17 protein-coding genes, 2 pseudogenes and 1 riboswitch are annotated in these 17962 nt (G+C 59.8%); of the genes and pseudogenes, 14 read left to right on the top strand and 5 right to left on the bottom strand.

Annotation, left to right across the window (positions count from 1 at the left end; all coding sequences use genetic code 11):
* Positions 1-57: 57 nt before the first annotated feature.
* On the bottom strand, positions 58-402 hold the full coding sequence (locus AC0L28_RS18695) for a hypothetical protein (RefSeq protein WP_473479323.1): 345 nt from the start codon (positions 400-402) through the stop codon (positions 58-60).
* A gap of 374 nt (positions 403-776) precedes the next feature.
* On the opposite strand from AC0L28_RS18695, the gene AC0L28_RS18690 reads away from it, so the two are divergent.
* Entirely contained in the window at positions 777-1130 is a 354-nt protein-coding gene (locus AC0L28_RS18690) for a hypothetical protein (RefSeq protein ID WP_473479320.1), read from the top strand.
* Positions 1131-1194: 64 nt separating this feature from the next.
* Complete coding sequence (locus AC0L28_RS18685; protein ID WP_473479318.1) at positions 1195-1524, top strand: helix-turn-helix domain-containing protein; 330 nt, start codon at positions 1195-1197, stop codon at positions 1522-1524.
* Positions 1525-1905: 381 nt separating this feature from the next.
* Here the strand turns inward: AC0L28_RS18685 and AC0L28_RS18680 are convergent, their stop codons facing one another.
* Positions 1906-2199, bottom strand: a complete 294-nt coding sequence (locus AC0L28_RS18680; protein WP_473479315.1) for a hypothetical protein — start codon at positions 2197-2199, stop codon at positions 1906-1908.
* Between the two features lie 615 nt (positions 2200-2814).
* On the opposite strand from AC0L28_RS18680, the gene AC0L28_RS18675 reads away from it, so the two are divergent.
* From AC0L28_RS18675 to AC0L28_RS18645, 7 genes and pseudogenes are all read left to right on the top strand, one after another.
* On the top strand, positions 2815-3723 hold the full coding sequence (locus AC0L28_RS18675; RefSeq protein WP_473479313.1) for a BRCT domain-containing protein: 909 nt from the start codon (positions 2815-2817) through the stop codon (positions 3721-3723).
* Positions 3724-4356: 633 nt separating this feature from the next.
* Positions 4357-4656 carry a hypothetical protein gene (locus AC0L28_RS18670; protein WP_473479578.1) on the top strand — a complete coding sequence of 100 codons (300 nt, stop codon included), beginning with the start codon at positions 4357-4359 and terminating at the stop codon, positions 4654-4656.
* Complete coding sequence (locus tag AC0L28_RS18665; RefSeq protein WP_473479310.1) at positions 4653-5084, top strand: PIN domain-containing protein; 432 nt, start codon at positions 4653-4655, stop codon at positions 5082-5084. Before AC0L28_RS18670 ends, AC0L28_RS18665 begins: the two co-directional genes overlap by 4 nt.
* 36 nt (positions 5085-5120) lie before the next feature.
* The gene (locus AC0L28_RS18660) at positions 5121-5906 is read left to right on the top strand and encodes a DUF5131 family protein (protein ID WP_473479307.1); all 786 of its coding nucleotides are present in this window, start codon (positions 5121-5123) and stop codon (positions 5904-5906) included.
* A gap of 97 nt (positions 5907-6003) precedes the next feature.
* Positions 6004-7197: a three-Cys-motif partner protein TcmP gene (locus AC0L28_RS18655; RefSeq protein ID WP_473479305.1), complete on the top strand. Its 1194-nt coding sequence runs from the start codon at positions 6004-6006 to the stop codon at positions 7195-7197.
* Positions 7194-7490, top strand: a pseudogene (locus AC0L28_RS18650) (restriction endonuclease); the annotation flags it as partial. The gene AC0L28_RS18655 and the pseudogene AC0L28_RS18650, both read left to right, overlap by 4 nt.
* A gap of 413 nt (positions 7491-7903) precedes the next feature.
* Complete coding sequence (locus AC0L28_RS18645) at positions 7904-8140, top strand: hypothetical protein (RefSeq protein ID WP_473479596.1); 237 nt, start codon at positions 7904-7906, stop codon at positions 8138-8140.
* 364 nt (positions 8141-8504) lie between these two features.
* Here AC0L28_RS18645 and AC0L28_RS18640 read toward each other — a convergent pair.
* From AC0L28_RS18640 to AC0L28_RS18630, 3 genes and pseudogenes are all read right to left on the bottom strand, one after another.
* Positions 8505-9370 (bottom strand): annotated as a pseudogene (locus AC0L28_RS18640) (nucleotidyl transferase AbiEii/AbiGii toxin family protein).
* Entirely contained in the window at positions 9363-9980 is a 618-nt protein-coding gene (locus tag AC0L28_RS18635; RefSeq protein ID WP_473479302.1) for a type IV toxin-antitoxin system AbiEi family antitoxin domain-containing protein, read from the bottom strand. Before AC0L28_RS18635 ends, AC0L28_RS18640 begins: the two are co-directional and overlap by 8 nt.
* 77 nt (positions 9981-10057) lie before the next feature.
* On the bottom strand, positions 10058-10261 hold the full coding sequence (locus AC0L28_RS18630; RefSeq protein WP_473479300.1) for a hypothetical protein: 204 nt from the start codon (positions 10259-10261) through the stop codon (positions 10058-10060).
* Between the two features lie 283 nt (positions 10262-10544).
* On the opposite strand from AC0L28_RS18630, the gene AC0L28_RS18625 reads away from it, so the two are divergent.
* From AC0L28_RS18625 to metE, 5 genes are all read left to right on the top strand, one after another.
* Positions 10545-10895 (top strand): ArsR/SmtB family transcription factor, encoded by a 351-nt coding sequence (locus tag AC0L28_RS18625; protein WP_473479298.1) that lies wholly within the window; start codon positions 10545-10547, stop codon positions 10893-10895.
* A gap of 30 nt (positions 10896-10925) precedes the next feature.
* A complete protein-coding gene (locus AC0L28_RS18620) occupies positions 10926-12263 on the top strand; it encodes a serine hydroxymethyltransferase (protein WP_473479575.1) in 1338 nt (445 codons plus the stop codon).
* A gap of 54 nt (positions 12264-12317) precedes the next feature.
* Positions 12318-13493 (top strand): methionine adenosyltransferase, encoded by a 1176-nt coding sequence (gene metK, locus AC0L28_RS18615; RefSeq protein ID WP_473479296.1) that lies wholly within the window; start codon positions 12318-12320, stop codon positions 13491-13493.
* Between the two features lie 108 nt (positions 13494-13601).
* A complete protein-coding gene (locus tag AC0L28_RS18610; protein WP_473479294.1) occupies positions 13602-14594 on the top strand; it encodes an adenosine kinase in 993 nt (330 codons plus the stop codon).
* 389 nt (positions 14595-14983) lie between these two features.
* A riboswitch (cobalamin riboswitch) is annotated at positions 14984-15184 on the top strand.
* Positions 15185-15299: 115 nt separating this feature from the next.
* Positions 15300-17645, top strand: coding sequence for a 5-methyltetrahydropteroyltriglutamate--homocysteine S-methyltransferase (gene metE, locus AC0L28_RS18605; RefSeq protein ID WP_473479573.1), 2346 nt, complete (start codon positions 15300-15302; stop codon positions 17643-17645).
* The last annotated feature ends 317 nt before the right edge of the window (positions 17646-17962 follow it).

Here is a 17962-nt window from a genome sequence, read left to right as displayed (position 1 = left end):
TTTTTTGGAATCAAATCGCGACCATCTTACGGCCGCACCAAAGTCGAATCCGCCAATTCAGAATCCGAGCTTCAGCGTCGGATTCACAGTTCCCCGTGTTTTCCTGAAGGTCTCGGCGAAGTTGTCTTGCAGAGCCACATTGGCCAACGCAAATTCGACGAGCTCGGTATCAGACGTCAATCCGGTTCGAGCTTTGGCCTTCTTAATGAGATCAGCACTCACCCGCCCCGCAATCCTGCCGTCCTTCTCAGCGCGCAGGCCGGATTCTTCCGCCCTCTGCAGGACGGCGTTAATCCTGGCCAAGCGACGCATCTGCAATTTCTCAGCCAGTTTGGGAAGGGTTCTCGTCCGCTTGCCCTTGGACCCTTGGCCGCGACGCGTACGTACAGCTGTCTTCGTCATCGGGGTTTCCGCAGGTTCCGTTTAACAAAAATCGATTTTAGACAACATAGCAGGCAAGGTGTCTTTTCAAAGACCCCAAAATAGAAGGCGGTTGTTGTCAGCCCCGGAGGTTGCGTTGCTGAAGGGTCTCCGAAGGGAGGGATACCACGGCTGCAACCGACCGGATGGCTGGGTCTACGCGGAGCACCAGGTCGTAGGGCGCTCGCGGGCCAAGCTCGCAGCGGTGAGTTTTCACCTCGTCCGAGCGGCCCGGCAGCGCCAAGTTGGCACGATTCGGGAGTTGCTAGCATCGCGCCAATTCGAAGACCGGGGAGGCCTTGACCCTCGCCAGCACCCGACATACTTTCTATAAGCAATTTGCGTAGGGAACGCGTGTGCAGCCCGATGATATCGAACTCATTGTGGACGCTGAAATTTCGGAGGACCCATGCCTCCTCTTTGATGTCGTCACGCCCGATGGCGTGCTTCAGCTATTGGGGGACGTGGAGATGGGCAGCAACCATCTTGTTGTCCGTGACCTCCATATTGGAGGCGATGCCCAGGTCCAATGGGGTTGGTCCAAATTGCGCAAGCTCGATCGAGTGATCGCGGAGAAGCTTAATGTCGACTACATCGAAGTTCATGGAGCGGTTCGGACAACGGGTGCGAACCCGGGACGTCGTCCAGGTGTCGTCAGGCTCTCCCGTCCGGCTGAGCCTCAGCTTTCTACACGGCGCAAATACTCCTGAGGCTGCTAGGGTTCTCGTCAGGAGACAGCTGCCGCTGAGGACGGCCCATGCGGTCCTCACGGAGATGGTCGATCAGGGCAAGGCGTTCGTGACTGTTCCTTGCGTCGACGACCTGCGGGCACTGAAGGACGAACTCTCGTCCGCAGGAGTGATCGCGAAGGTTCATGCGCCGCGGCCGATAAGCGTTCGCGAAGTTCGGGATAGCACCAAGCTGTCCCAGGAGGCGTTCGCCGTGAGGTATGGCCTCGATCTGGCAACGCTTCGAAACTGGGAGCAAGGTCGCTCGGAACCGGATGCAGCGGCGAATACTCTGCTTTGGACCATCGCCCGGAATCCGGAGGCAGTCGAAAAATCGCTCGACATGGAGGACGAAGTGGCGGCGCCGTCTCCCTAGTAGTCTAAGTCTTGGGGAGAGGCCGTCGGAACGGCCACTCCATCGCGCGGCTACTCGGCATGCCAATGAACTCTAACCCGACCGCGCTTTGCTCCATCGTGGGCATAATCCCAATCAGATCCGCAAACTGCAGCACGACCTGTCGAGACGCACGGAGCACGCCCTGGAGGCGGGCCTGCGCCTTCGCGCGAAGACGGCCAAGCATCTCCAGTTAGCCAGAACCGGAATATCTCGTCACCGCTACGGCCCGGAACTGGCCGCCACCGCCTCCTAGATAAACCGGCTCACCGCCACCCTTGAAGAGATGGCGGCAAAGGTCACTGCATTGATCGCGCGGCCCGCGAGATTGCAGCAGGCAGATCCAGCTGCCTCTTGGGAGGTTCACGGCCGGGATTCAGCGGCCTCCTCGTCTGCTGCGACAGCTAGTCCGATGACATGATGCACCAGGAACACGTCGACGAGGTACGCAGCCTCGTCCCGGGAAATAGGCAACATGTCTGCCGTGATTTCATTATCGATATAGGACTCGGCGTCCCATAGGGTGCGAGTCAGCTTCTCGTTGGCCGGCTCAATCCGCTCAATGACCCTTTCGAACGCGGCGTTGGCGGCCTCGATAAGCAAGTTACGGTCGGCCCCGGCGATTGGCAGGGACGCAATAACGGCATGGGAATCCATGACGAACGTTTCCTTCTGGAGTGGCGGTCTCTTGCCTCAGCATTTTCGGTCGCCATGCCGACGCTGATTCTTGCTGGGGTGGCTCGTCGAAGCGCCAGGCGCCACCTTGTGCTCACATGCGCAGCCGCAGGATACGCGAGAATTCGGCAGATGCAATCAAAGGTGACAAGCACGGCAGCGCCAGGGACAGAACAGTGTCGGCATAGTGGGCGAAAGGCGGTCTCCGAGCTTTAGGTTCCCGCACGAAGCGGCCTGGAACCCAAGCCTGATCCCCGGAGCCGCCGTCGCGCGTTCCGTCAAGCGCAGGCGCGCGCACTCCGCAAGGGCTTGAGCGGAGCGTCCCTTGAGGACGAGCACGGCTGCGCGAGGGACAGAGCGCGTCGGAGGCGGACCGGGTTCAGGCGGCCTGATCCTTGGTGAGTCCAGAGCGTCTTCTTTGGTCGGCCGCTCGGGCGAAACGCCGTTCCTGGGGGTGGCAACCTGGCCCTACCATTTCGAAAGCAAGGAGCTAAGGGGATTAAGCCTTCCGGTTTCGGCACGCGTTGTCTAGTCGGCGGATAGATGAGTGTTGTGATGTCTGCTACAATCGAAAAGTAGCGTCGAGGGGGGGCGACAATGGTTGAAGTGTTCCGCGGAAGGAGCGGTAAACTCGAACACGAAGGGGCCGCGCCCGGCAGAGTCCATGCGCAGGCAAATCACCGCAAGGCGTTGGGGTACTGGCTCGGGTTCTTGAAGGGCGTGATGGCCAAGGAGCGGGTCGAGCGGGCGGAGATGCCGCCACTCAGGGTCGAAGCTGAGCAGTTCCTGTCCCTTCTTCACGACGATGATGCTGCCGAGCTCATCCGCGATCTGGACATTTGGGGTAACGCGCCCGAAGAGATCTACGCCGTCCTTGAAACGATAATCGGCATACGCTCACGGGAGTTTGTCGCCGCTGACGACAAGGACGAAGTCAACGAGTTCTACGGATTCTGTGCCGGTATCGCCTGCGACAACTCCATCACGCCAGCAGAGGTCGAAAAACTGCTGTCCAGGTTGGACTCGGGTGTGGTCCTGCGCAGAGACAGCCGCGTGGCATCTCTCGGAGAAACTGCCAGAAGGTCTTTTGCTGACGGTCGCATAACCGCCGACGAGGCAGAAGACATATGCGGGTGGATTGCCCGTCTTGTCGGCGACAGCGCGACAGACACGGGGCTGCCTACCTTCGGCAATGTGGGTGTCATTGACGGCGCCTTGGAGGATGCAAGCCAGTTCGTGATTCCGAGCCGGATGTTAGTCCTCACGGGAAAGTTCGCCATCGGCCCGCGAAAGGCAATCGCTGCGATGATTTGCGAACGCGGCGGTGATTGGAAGGACACCGTCTGCGGCCAGACCGACTACCTCATCGTCGCGGCCGAAGCGTCTCGGGACTGGAAGCACAGCCACGAAGGCACGAAGATCATAAGGGCAATGGAGCTTCGCGAAAAGGGAGGTCGGCCGGATCTGGTTCTTGAACCGATGCTGGCCAAAGCGTTGGGTTTCTGACCGCCTCCATCCGGCAAAGGGAAACCCTATTGTCTTGGAGGTGCGGCTTCAGAGCCTAGTCGTCGGAAGCGCGGAGTCTGAACACCTGAGCCTTAGTGAATCCTGATACGGGTCGTTTTTCAAGGCGGGTAGCGGCGGCACCTGGCGCCATCAACCCGCAAAGGATCGGCTGCGAGCATGCCGCCGCTGCGGCTGCGCCTGCGCCGTGATTGCAGCGCTCAGCCCGACACGTCGGGCGGCTGTCAGCGGGGATAGTCCTCCGCTCGGAACAGGAGCCGGATCGATGCCCCTCAACGTAGGCCACGCGGTTGTTTAAACAACATATAACCCATTGAGTTACTGCCAAATGTTTCTGGCCACGACCCTGAGGCGTCAAAAAGTTACGCTTTCTATTTTAGGGAAAATCGCCGAAAAAATATGTTTGAGGTTTCGTCAACTATCGGGACCGGTTGGACGATTTTGCACCTGGCGGCCGCCCGGCGGCCTGCTCGACGCTCGTCAAAAAATACCGTCGCACAACCATGCATCCTAGACCGATGCCATCCAACCGCAAGGGAGCATCGCCCGGACTGCCCGCGCCTTGATCAACCCCTGCGTTCTGGTTATATTACTGGAAATATGTCGGAGGCAACTATGGGCAGCTCGCAAAAACGCGCCATTCAAAACTATCGATCTCGCCTCAGCGAGCGCGGCTTGGCGCGCTTCGAAGTGCTTGGCCGCGATGCCGATCGCGACCTTATTCGATCTTTGGCTCGCCGCCTGGCCGAAGATGGGCCGGATGCCTCTAGCCTGCGCGCTGCTGTCAGCCGGACCATCGCGGGCGAGCCACCCAAGCCTGGCGGGATCCTCGCCGCATTGCGTCGTTCGCCGCTGGTGGGAGCCGACCTCGATCTTTCCCGCTCGCATGAAGAGGGACGGAAGATCGACCTGTGACACGCTACCTCCTCGATACCAACATCATCAGCAATGTCGTCAAATCGCAGCCGTCGGAATCGCTCCTGGCATGGATGTCGAGACAGCGTGACGACGATTTGTTTATCGCTTCGCTGACCGTTGCGGAAATTCTTCGCGGGGTTCTGGAGAAGCCGCGCGGGAAAAAACGCGACGCACTCGACAGGTGGTTCTCTGGGCCTGAGGGGCCGCAGGCGCTGTTTGCAGGCCGCATCCTCTCGTTCGACGACAAGGCCGGGCTGATCTGGGCGCGGCTGATGGCAGGAGGAAAAGCGGCCGGCAAGCCGCGCAGCGGGCTCGATATGATCATCGCCGCTGTCGCCGGAGCGAACGAGTGCGTGCTGGTAACGGATAACGAAAAAGACTTTGCCGGGCTCGAGGTCGTCAATCCGATACGCGGAGCGGTCTGATGCGGCGGCGGGTCAAGGAATGCTCGGGAGGGCAAGATGGCTGAAACTCAGATAGAGTGGACAGACTCCACTTGGAACCCGGTCGCAGGATGCTCGATCGTTACGGCAGGCTGCACCCATTGTTATGCAATGGAGATGGCCAAACGCCTTGAGGCCATGGACGTCGCGAAATATGCGGGGCTTACCCGTAAAACGGGAAAGCGCACGGTGTGGAATGGCGTGGTGCGGGAAGACCGCGAGGCGCTGGCCATTCCCTACGGATGGAAGAAACCGCGAAAAATCTTTGTAAATTCGATGAGCGACCTCTTTCACGAGGGTGTCAGCGACGAGTTCATCCTCAAGGTCTGGAAGGTCATGCGCGAGACCCCGCGCAACTATCAAATTCTTACTAAGCGTCCCGAGCGAATGGCAGCCCTTGTCGCCTCGGCGATGGGCGACATCCTGCCCAATGTCTGGCTGGGCACGAGCATTGAAAACGCGGACGTCGTGAGCCGAGTCGACTATCTCCGCCAGGCACCCGCGACCATTCGCTTCATCTCCTTTGAGCCTCTGATTGGATCGGTTGGCACCGTCGATCTCCGTGACATCCATTGGGCAATCGTAGGCGGTGAAAGCGGCAAATTCGCTCGACCGATCAGGGAAGAATGGATCGATGAAATTTACGGCCAATGCCTGACGGCCGGTACCGCCTTCTTCTTCAAGCAGTGGGGAACCTGGGGCAAGGACAATAAAAAGCGTTCAAAGAAAGCCAACGGGCGTGAGTATCGGGGCCAGACTTGGGACGAGATGCCGACTACCCCGCAGGACGCGGTAGCAATGTAGAATAACATCCGGCGGGGGGAAGTTTAGGTGGTCGAAAAACGATATGAATGGGTCGACGGAGCAAAGCTGGAGGAACACTCTCGCCGCAAGCATAAAATTGCGCGAATATGTCTTCGACTACCTGACGGTTGGCTGCAGGCTGCCTCAGCAGGAGCGCTTTCGCCTTGCTATCGTCGACGGTTTCGCTGGCGGCGGGCGCTACCAGTGCGGCTCACCTGGATCGCCGTTGATTTTCATCGAGGAACTGAAACGAGCCCTCGAGGCGGTGAACACGCAGCGCGCCGTCCAAGGGCTTGGCGCTGTCGAAGTTGAATGCCTCCTCGTATTCAACGACGCCAGCCGCGAAGTCATCGAGCTTTTGAGGACGCACGTCGCGCCCATGCAAGCGGAGGCAAACCAAGCCTGCCCAAAATTGCATTTACGCGTCGAGTATCTGAACGAGTTCTTCGAAGTCGCCTATCCCAATATGAAGCGCCTACTGGAGCAAGGCCGGTATCGGAGCGTCATCTTCAATCTCGATCAGTGCGGGCATAGTCACGTCGAGCGAAACACCATTCTCGACATCATGCACTCCTATCCCGCGGCTGAGATCTTCTACACCTTCGTCATTAGCTCCCTGCTGGCCTTCCTTCAGAAGGACCAGCCGGAGCGACTTCGCGCCCAACTGGATCATCTCGGCTTGACGAGCAATGACATCCAAGCGCTGGATGCCCTGATGAGTCAGAAGGATTGGCTCGGCACGGCCGAAAAAGTCGTCTTTGATGCTTTCCGGTTGTGTGCACCCTATGTCAGCCCATTCTCGATCAACAACCCCGGAGGATGGCGGTATTGGCTGATCCACTTCGCCAATGCTTATCGGGCTAGGCAGGTCTACAACAATGTCCTCCACGACAACGCCAGCTTACAGGCACATTTCGGTCGGTCTGGCCTTAACATGCTGTCCTATGATCCAAAGCATCATGAAGGCATGCTATATCTCTTCGATATCAGCGGTCGAGCTTCGGCGAAGAATCAGCTTCTCGGGGATATTCCACGCCTGATCACGGAATCCGGGGACGCCATGTCCGTCATGGACTTCTATGAGAGCATCTACAACATCACACCTGCACATGCGGACGATGTGCACGCGGCGATCATAGAGAATCCGGACCTTGAGGTCATAACCCCCGCTGGAGGTGAGCGGAGGAAGGCCAATACAATTGGCGTGGATGACGTGATCAAGATCAAGAAGCAGATCAGCTTCTTCCCAATGTTCTTGAACGCCGGGACAAAGGGCGGCGCCAAAGGATGACCGCGCGGCGTCGGGACCCGGAATGGCGCGAGTTCGAATGCCTAGTCGCGCGGATTGAGGCCGACGCCGGACCTCAGGGCCTGGTCGTTACGTCGCCGGATCGTCTTCGCTGCAAACTCACCGGTCGGATGAGAGAAGTGGATGCAAGCATTCGTGCTCGGGTCGGCAGCACCGAAATGCGTGTTACAATCGAATGTCGACGCTGGCGAAAGACCCAGGACGTAACTTGGATCGAGCAACTAGCCACAAAGAAGTCTTCGATTGGCGCGGATCGAACCATTGCCGTCAGTGTATCTGGCTTTTCCCCAGAGGCTCAGATTGTCGCGTCTCATGCGGGCATTTCGCTGCGGAAACTTTCGGAAATTACGGTTGCGGAAATCAACTCGATCTTGCGACTGGACTTTGTGCTCTTTTGGCATCGGGCCTGTGCCATTGCACAGGTCGGCATCCGGAGATTTCGTTCGCTCGATTGGAAAGTTCCCAGTCCCCAGGACGTCGATTTCATTTTACCGGAGGATACTGACCCGCTCGCACCGATCTTTCGCAACACTGAGTCCGATACAACTTGGTCTCTAAACGATCTGTGGCACCAAATTCAAGAGGCCGCAGATCCGTTTGACGGCATAAGGCGCAACCGCCTGCGTTCCGGACGGCATGCTTTCCTTATCCTGGCTCAGTCACCCTCACAACCACCAACGGCCCCTGCGTGCTGGGTGACGTCCTCCTCACCGTCGCACTTTGGACAGAGGCCGAGCAGATCACTCTCGATGAGGGGCACAAGGTCGAATACGCATCCGACGAGATGGCCGCGATCCAGCGCGTCGAATTCGCCTCGCGCCGGCGAAAAACGAACGATTGGCGCATCTCCCTCCAGATCCCAAAAGACTCCGAGGACACCGCCGATCTGCGAATGGGAGGCGATCGGTCTGAAGCCGAGAAATAGCGACACACATTGCATTTTGAAAAACGTCTACCGGTTTGTGCCCCCGCCCGGCCCTACGTATGCGCAGCAATCGGACAATCTGCTGTGAGAATCCTGGCCAGGGGCGTGCATCCCAGGGGAGGGATCTCAATGAGTATCGCCCAGACAGTTCGACCGGTTCATTTGCGACCGGCCCATCGTCTCGGTCGTAGCGGCTCTCGCTACGGCCGCCGCGAGCGATACTGGCCTGGACGTTGGACCCGATACGCGCTCTGGAGCAGAGAAGTGAGCTCGATCGGACTTGGGACGTGCTGATGGGGCGTATATCCACTCAGCGCGACCGCCTTGTCCGCTCCCCACAATCCGACAGTGGAAATCAAGCTGCTCATTGGCCCAAGCTCGCTGCTGAGGCTGCCTGGGGCATAAGGAATGCAGCTACATCTCTAATGACGTTCCCAAGATCACCCGGATCGTGAGCGACTTCTCCAACAAACGCGCGCCACTGTCGCTGCTTTTGCGCATCCTCGGCAAAGGCCGACGTCAGCGCATCGGGCAGGTCTTGAGGTATCGCCGTTCCGCGCCGCGCGAAGGTGGCGGCGATCGCTCGTGGCAACCTGTCGTCGTCGAAGGTGAAGGACCGGCTAAGAATCCAGATGTCGTAGAAGTCCTTCATCCTGCTATTCGCCCGCCCCAGCGCCACCATCGCCTGAAATTTCTCGGCAATGACGGTTTCCCGCGCATAAGCCCGCAGCCGGGGCATGGGAAAGTCGAGCATGGAAGGATAGTCCAGCTCTTCGGCACCAGGCTCCAGCGCATCGCCAAAGCCGATGTCGATCGTCAGGCTGACCCGGGCGCCGCTGATCGAGGCCGTCGTCCGCAGCCTGAGCCCACCATACTCCAGCTCCTCGCGAATGCGGTCGACCCGGAGTGCGTCAGCGTCGAACTCGACGCCATCGCCAGCGTCCTGCGCCAGGACCTCCCGAAACGTCGCCAGCATCGGCTCCGCGCTCGGATCGCCAAAACCCAGCAGGTCAAGGTCGCGGGTGCCGCGGTGCGGATCATCGAACCAGCTCATCATCAGCATCGCGCCCTTCAGCACGAAGCGGTCGGCGTGGGGTGACTGGCTAAGCCGGAAAAGCAGCCGCTCGAGGGCGAACTCAGAACCAGATCGAGGGTCTGGCCACTTACCTTGGCGAGTTGCAGCAGACGAGCGCGCACTGAGGCGCCGATGTTCTTGATCTCTTTAGCCATTGGCAGTCAGCGCCTCGATATACGGCCGGATGACCGTGGCGACACCGCCACGCTCAGCCTGCCTGGCAATTTCGCCGGGCGTGGCCTTGCGCTGGCGAAGCGCTTCCTGGAGGCCCTCGATCGCCACCGACAGGCCGATCTTGTTGCGATATCGAAAACAGTCCGCGATTGTTTTGACAACCCCAAAGACCTTTACGGTCACGCCCTCGACAACATGAGTTTCGACGCTGTCGTTGAGCAGACTTTCGGTAAAACGCACGATGCGAATGGGTGTGCCGTCGGGTTTGGGAGCCCAGTCCTTCTGGCCGATGGCCAGCCATACCTGTCTCGGAAGCTGATCCGTCAGCTGGTGGAATGCCAGGGCTGACACAAGACAGACAACGCCTTTGGGTACGCGCTTGGCAGCCTCGGCTAGGCTATGATTAGCGTCGAGCGGCGCATCGGAGAGCTGGTAGAGGCCGCGTGCGAGCCGGAGCACCTCCCCATCCCGTTCCATGCGACTCATCGTGGCCGCTGTTACGCCGGCGTTGCGCAGCTCCGCGAGACGCGCGATTCCGCGCACTGTCAGAAGTGCGTGGGCGATTTGGCGCTGGGGAGCGGGCTCTGGCATTGATACGAAATCTCGGAATTAAGGGGTTACAGTCCGAGGATTTGTAAGACTTGTTGAGAATCAATGGAAGCCAATCGTCAGCCGCATTGAGCCTTGCGCCGCAGCCATGCTTTGAGCTCGCCGTGGACGGCGGCGTCTTCGAGCAGGATATCGGTTTCCTTGGGATGTGGTCCATCGGGATAGAGATCGGAGCCATCGACAAGATGGATTTCATCCCCGTCGATGCTGAGCGTCCCATCGCGCGGCGACCGGCGCATGAAGGCCTCGGCCGTACGCCGCATCTTCGCAAGCCGGCCTTACCGCGCAGCCGCCGTTGTGCTGGGGCGCATCCGGTATGCACGTGTCGCAACAGATCCTTCAAAGAAAATCGCGGACTTTTAGCACTCTAAACCGCTGAGAATATGTACGTTGAGCCTATCATTTGGGCTGCGGGTCGAGACCGTGACGTATCGGAAACGATCTGCGATGCGGTCGGGCGTATTGACCTCGTCGGACGGCAAGATTGCCTCTGAAACTAGTGGAAGGACGCCAAATGGAGGAAGTCAATACAAGGAGTGCCGGCCGATGATGACACTGGTCATGCGCCTAAAGGCCGCGGCTCATCTTGATCGACTTCGAATCCTGGGACTTTGTGCGCATGCGGACCTGACCGTCTGCGAGCTGGCAGAAGTTCTGAGTCTGTCTCGCGAGCACGTGGTCGCACACGTGCGCCAGCTCGCCAGAGCCGGCTTTCTTCTCGGCAACCAACATCGCCCCTGGCCTTCGTACCACCTCGAAGCAGGAGGCTCGGACGGCGGCTTGGTTCAATTGTTGGTTGATCTCCTGCCCCACGGCGATGGCCATCACAGACAAGACCTACAGCGCCTGGAGGCGATACAGGGCGCGCGGTCCAAGGTGGCCGCCTGCTTGTCCTGAAACTTAGTCCCAATGGAGCGCGAAGCTGATATGGACAATTCGACTGGCGGCGCCATCGCGGAGCTTGACACTTGCGAGTGGCCTCACCTGGCTGTCGCAGATTCTCGCGTTCACGAGCTGCTTTTAAGACAGGAGCGCCAGGAGCGGACGACCCTCAAACTTATCGCCTCCGAGAACTTCGCGTCCTCGGCGGTGCTGGAAGCGACCGGGTCTATTTTCACCAACAAGTATGCCGAGGGATATCCCGGCGCGCGCTACTACGCCGGAAACGAGATCGTCGATGAGCTTGAGAACCTCGCCATCGAGCGATTGAAGGCGCTATTCGGCTGTGAACACGCCAACGTGCAGCCTTATTCCGGCTCACCGGCCAATCAGGCTGTCTGTCGAGCGCTGTTGTGTCCGGGAGACAAGATGATGGGCTTGACCCTCCCCGGCGGCGGGCATCTGACGCATGGTTGGGCCGTCAACTTCTCCGGCACCGACTATCAGCGAGTTCCGTACGGGCTGCATGAAAAGACGCAGCAGATTGACCATGACCGCTTGCGCGAGACGGCCAAGCGGGAACGACCGAAGCTCATTTGGGTCGGCGGAACTGCTTATCCGCGTATCTTTGACTATGAGGCAATGGCCGAAATTGCTTCGGAGGTGAACTCCTATCTGGTAGCCGACATCGCCCACATCAGCGGTCTCGTTGTCGCAGGAGTGCATCCGAATCCCGTTAGCCATTGCGATGTTGTCACCAGCACCTCTCACAAATCGATCCGCGGCCCCCGCGGTGGCTTCATCTTGTCAAGGAATGAAGACCGCTATCAGGCGCTCTACCATTCCAAGAGCAAACACAATCTGGCCAAACGCATAGACCGTGCCGTGTTCCCTCTCCTCCAGGGCGGACCGCACATGAATACGATTGCCGCGCTAGCTGTCGCTCTGCACGAAGCAGGGAATCCGTCCTTCCGTGTGTACGGTCAGCAGATCGTCAACAACGCCAAGGCTCTGGCCCAGGCCCTCCTGGAGCGAGGTTATGAACTCGTCACGGGGGGCACTGACAATCACATGCTTATCCTTGATCTTAGGGACCGGCCGCTGTCCGGGAAAGCCTATGCCGAGCGCTTGTCGCAAGCAGGGATCATTACGAATTTCAACATGGTGCCGGGGGACCGGCGCCATCCCGCGTTCACCAGCGGCATTCGGTTAGGCACGCCAGCAGTGACGTCTGTGGGCATGCGCGAGGCGGAAATGCTGCAGATTGCCGCTTTCATCGACCTGGTTTGCCGCCAGCCCGATGATTCGGACGTCCATGCCCGCGTGCGCAGAGACGTTGCCGACTTCTGCGCTGCGTTCGACGTGCCGGGCATCTCCGACAGGTAAGAGGGCCTGATCAACTGTCACATCTAATTCCAACGCTTGAAGCGAGGACATCCCATGACCAGAAAATTCGTGTTTTCTTCCGAATCCGTCGGCGCCGGACATCCCGACAAGATGGCCGACAATATCTCAGATGGCGTGCTCGATGCGATCCTTCGTAAGGATCCCAAGGCTCGTGTCGCTTGTGAAGCGTTGGTGAAGTCAGGGATGGTCGTTCTGGCTGGCGAGATCACCAGTCACGCGCATATCGACTACAGCCAAGTTGCCCGCGATATCATTTTGGACATTGGATATGACGACGATGCGATCGGCTTTGACGGCCGGCGTTGCGCCCTGATCTTGGCCTTGACCGAGCAGTCGCCTGACATCAGCCAGGGCGTCGACGAGGGACGAGGGCAGGATCTCGATCAGGGAGCCGGGGATCAGGGCCTCATGTTCGGGTACGCGTGCAACGAGACCGAAACATTGATGCCGTTGCCAATCCAACTCGCTCACGAATTGACAAAAAAACAGGCGGAGGTGCGCCAAACCGGCCGCCTTGGCTGGCTTCGCCCGGACGTTAAATCTCAAGTGTCCGTCCGTTATGAGGGTTTGCGCCCGGTAGCGCTTGATACCATAGTCCTGTCGACGCAGCACGACGAAGAGGTCTCACAAGCCACGGTCCGCGAAGGCGTCATTGAGGAGATCATAAGGCCGGTCTTGCCCCACGACTTGGATACGACCGGGATAAGGGTCCTGGTCAATCCAACAGGCCGGTTCGTGGTCGGTGGGCCGCGCGGCGATTGCGGGCTTACCGGCCGCAAGATCATCGTCGATTCCTACGGCGGTATGGGGCGTCACGGCGGCGGTGCCTTTTCGGGCAAGGACCCGTCCAAGGTTGATCGGTCGGCCGCCTATGCGGCGCGGTACGTCGCAAAAAACGTCGTTGCCAGCGGACTGGCGCACGTGTGCGAGGTTCAGCTTGCTTACGCGATCGGTGTGGCCGCGCCGGTCTCTATCCTCGTCAATACATTCGGAACCGCAAAGATTGATGAAAAAAGGATCGAGCGCGCCGTCCTTGAGCTTTTCGATCTCCGGCCGAAAGGCATCATCAAGGCGCTTGATCTCTTACGGCCGATTTACCGCAAGACCGCGACATACGGACACTTCGGCCGCGAAGAGCCGGAGTTCACCTGGGAAAAGACGGACAGAGCCGACGACCTGTTGCGTGAGGCAGGACCGGCAGCTGCGTGATGCGCCGGTATTGGATGCGTCGGCATAGGGCGACCCATTCCACACTGGCAAGAAGCACGCCCGGCCTGCATGGCAAGAAGCTGGCTCGGATTTTTGGCGGAGATATTGATGCCGGATTATGACGTGCTTTGCATCGGCAATGCCATTGTCGACATCATCGCCCAGTGCGACGAGGCATTCCTCGAGACGAACGGCATCATAAAGGGCGCGATGAACCTCATCGACACCAGGCGCGCCGAGCTGCTCTACAGCCGCATGGGCCCGGCCATCGAAGCCTCCGGGGGCAGCGCCGGCAACACGGCAGCGGGCGTCGCCAGCTTCGGCGGTCGCGCCGCCTTCTTCGGCAAGGTCTCGAACGATGCGCTGGGCGAAATTTACGCCCACGACATCCATGCGCAGGGCGTTGCCTTCGACACCAGGCCGCTCAAGGGCAACCCGCCGACGGCGCGCTCGATGATCTTCGTCACTCCCGACGGCGAGCGCTCGATGAACACCTATCTCGGCGCCTGCGTCGAGCTCGGGCCGGAGGATGTCGAGGCCGACAAGGCCTCTGGCGCCAAGGTCACCTATTTCGAAGGCTATCTGTGGGACCCGCCGCGCGCCAAGGAGGCAATCCGCCAGACGGCCAAGCTGGCGCACGCGGCAGGCCGCGAAGTGTCGATGACGCTGTCGGATTCGTTCTGCGTCGACCGCTACCGCGACGAATTCCTCGACCTGATGCGCTCGGGCACGGTCGATATCGTCTTTGCCAACAGTCACGAGATCAAGTCGCTCTACCAGACGTCGTCGTTCGACGAGGCACTGGCGCAGATCCGCAAGGATTGCAGGATCGCCGCCGTGACCCGCTCGGAAAAAGGCTCCGTCATCGTGCGCGGCGACGAGACGGTGGTCATCAAGGCGACCGCCATCAAGGAACTGGTCGACACGACAGGCGCCGGCGATCTCTATGCCGCCGGCTTCCTGCATGGTTATACGCAAGGCCGCGACCTGCAGACCTGCGGCGACCTTGGCTCACTGGCGGCCGGATTGGTGATCCAGCAGATCGGCCCCAGGCCGCGGCAGAATTTGCGCCGCGAGGCTGAGCAGGCGGGGCTGTTGTAGGGCAGCATTTCGGCCACGTATTGCCCACCTTCCGTTGTGCAGGCTGTCCAGACAAGCGCGTGTAAATCGAACGTACCAGTCCGAGAAGGATGCCGGTTTTCTCCAAATTTCAATTTTGCAGGCTTAGGAACGTTGTCGCACTTCGGGCCAGTACTGCCGCCCGATCATGAATGGCCAACACGCGCCCTTTTTGACGAAAGTCGTTTTGAGCCGGGATCGTAGACTGGCAGATTGCCCGAGCGGCCAGGCACAGCCTGCGCAGACCGGCGAGTGGCGCAAATGGCTCAGCTCTACCGCGACCTGCTACTTGGGAACACGCCGCAGGTGAACGGTTCACATAAACACATAAACATTTCTTTATACCGCATTGGCAACAAAGCGGGCTGCTGCGATTGTCCGCGTGTCGTGGTTCTCCGCTAGGCGTTGCCGTAGCGGAGCTAAGAGGGAAGCCGGTGCAATGCCGGCGCTGCCCCCGCAACTGTAAGCGGCGAGCCAAACCCATCAATGTCACTGGGGCGAACTGCCCCGGGAAGACGGGGCAGAGGCTGTGACCCGCGAGCCAGGAGACCTGCCACGGTAAACAACGTCCACGGGCGGGGTGTCTGGTGGCCGCGGCAGCTCGGCGTTTATGCCGGCCTTCTAGCGCCTTCCTTGTCCCCGCCGCGACCATCGGGGTATGGAATGAATGTCTCCCAGCAAGTTCCCATAGCAACGCTTGGCATGCCGCGTATCGGTCGCCGGCGAGAACTGAAATTCGCGCTCGAAAGCTACTGGTCCGGAAAATCTTCTGCTGCCAACCTTCTGTCGACGGCGAAGGCACTCCGTGCCGCCAGCTGGAGCGAGCAGCACGACCGCGGCGTGTCGAAAATCCCGTCGAACGATTTCTCACTTTATGACCATGTGCTCGACACCGCAGCAATGGTCGGCGCCGTGCCATCCCGTTACGGCTGGACGGGCGGCGAGGTCCCGCTCGACATCTATTTCGCGATGGCGCGCGGGACGCAAGGCGATGCCGCGGGTTGCGTTCACGCCAGTCACGGGCATGCAGTTCAGGGCCAGCGCGTAACCGCGATGGAAATGACCAAATGGTTCGACACGAACTACCACTACATCGTGCCGGAGCTGAGCGACGATCAGGCATTCGCCCTCTCGTCGACGAAACCAGTCGATCACTTTCTGGAGGCAAAAGAGCTCGGCATCCATACACGCCCGGTCATCCTTGGACCGGTCACCTTCCTCAAGCTGGCGAAGTCTCCCGACCAGTGTTTCAATCCCATAGCGCTCCTACCGCGGCTGCTGCCCGTCTACGAGCAACTCCTGCGGAGGCTGGAGCTCTCGGGGGCCGACTGGGTGCAGATTGATGAGCCGGCGCTTGTGCTCGACCTTAGCCCGAACGAACGAGCTGCCTTCGAATTCACCTACGGCCAGCTGTCGAAAGCCGCGCCCAAGTTGAAAATTATGCTGGCGACCTATTTCGGGCCGCTGGGAGACAATCTGGAGACCGCGCTTTCGCTGCGCCTGGCGGGCCTGCATCTCGACCTCGTGCGCGCTCCCGAGCAGTTGGAGACGGTTGGTCGGCTCGCACCGAAGGATCTGGTGCTCTCGCTTGGCTTGATCGACGGCCGCAACGTCTGGCGCGCGAACCTGGCTGCCATTCTCGACCGCATCAAGCCGATCGTTGCCGGCTGGCCGCTGGATCGCGTCGAGATTGCGCCTTCCTGCTCGATGCTTCATGTGCCGATGGACCTGCGGATGGAGACCGCGCTCGATGTGGATGTCAGTTCGTGGCTGGCATTCGCCGCCCAGAAGAGTGAAGAGCTGCTTGTGCTGGCCCAAGCCTTATCCGAAGGCAGGGAGGCCGTAGCAGGCGCACTGAAAGCTTCTGCCGAGGCGGCCGCGGCGCGCGCAATGTCTGGAAAGGTCCATGATCCGCTCGTCCATGGGCGGGTTATCAGCATTGACGGCGCCATGAAGCAACGAAAGAGCGCATTTGCCAAGCGCTCCAGAGTCCAGGCTGACACGCTCGGCCTGCCGCCGTTCCCGACGACGACGATCGGGTCCTTCCCGCAGACGCCCGAGGTGCGCAGGGCGCGCTCCGCTCATGCGAAGGGCCGGCTGAGCTATGTCGATTACCAGGCCTTCCTGGAGAAGGAGACCGAGGCGGCGGTCCGCTGGCAGGAGGAGATCGGGCTGGACGTGCTGGTACATGGCGAGTTCGAACGAAACGACATGGTCCAGCATTTCGGCGAGCAGCTGTCCGGCCTCGCCTTCACCCAGCATGGCTGGGTGCAAAGTTACGGCTCCCGGCTGGTGCGCCCTCCCATCATCTTCGGCGACGTATCGCGGCCCAATCCGATGACGGTTCTCTGGTGGCAATTTGCCCAGTCGCTGACGAAAAAGCCGGTGAAGGGCATGCTCACAGGCCCAGTGACAATTCTTAACTGGTCTTTTGTTCGCGACGACGTACCCCGCGCCGAGGCCTGCCGCCAGATCGCACTCGCCATCCGCGATGAAGTGGCCGACCTTGAAAGAGCTGGCGCAAGGGTGATCCAGATCGATGAGGCCGCGTTTCGCGAAGGCTTGCCCCTGCGGAAGTCCGATTGGAAACATTATCTCGGCTGGGCAGTCGAATGCTTCCGTCTCGCTTCAACGGTTGTAGAGGACGCGACCCAAATTCACACCCACATGTGCTATTCGGAGTTCAATGAGATCATCGACTCGATTGCTGAACTGGACGCGGACGTCATTTCGATCGAGACGTCGCGCTCCAAAATGGAACTGCTGGACGCCTTCACCAAGTCCAAATATCCGAATGACATCGGTCCTGGCGTCTACGACATTCACTCACCACGTGTCCCGGAGATTGGCGAGATTTTGCATCTCGCCCAACTTGCCCGCGAGCGACTGTCGGACGGCCAATTGTGGGTGAATCCGGACTGTGGCCTCAAAACAAGGAAATGGGAGGAGGTCCGCCCTGCCCTCATCAACATGGTCGCTGCAGCATGCGCATTGCGGGAGAAAGTGCAGGCGCAGGCCGCTGAGCCACTGTGACGGGCAAACATGTGACCCGCGGGCTTCGCGGATATTTAAGGCAGAAAGGACGCCATCGAAAGCCGCGCGCAAGTCGGTCGACGCGTGCGAGTCCCACCCTTGTCGTCCAGCCGAAGGCCCGCTGGACGGCTGAGCGGCGGGGCAGGATCTGGGAAGCCGCTTCCGGTCCGAAGGACGGATGATTTCGATCACGAAATGGGGGAAGGCGGCTTTGTCCATGAACTTCAGCCTCTCACACAGCCAGCGGTCAACAGACACTTCACCGAGGGGCGAACGCTTGCGGATGCCGCCTGTGCACCGGCACCATCGAGATATCG

The sequence above is a fragment of the Mesorhizobium sp. WSM4847 genome (assembly GCF_055811335.1).
This window is presented reverse-complemented; position numbering and strand designations above follow the sequence as displayed.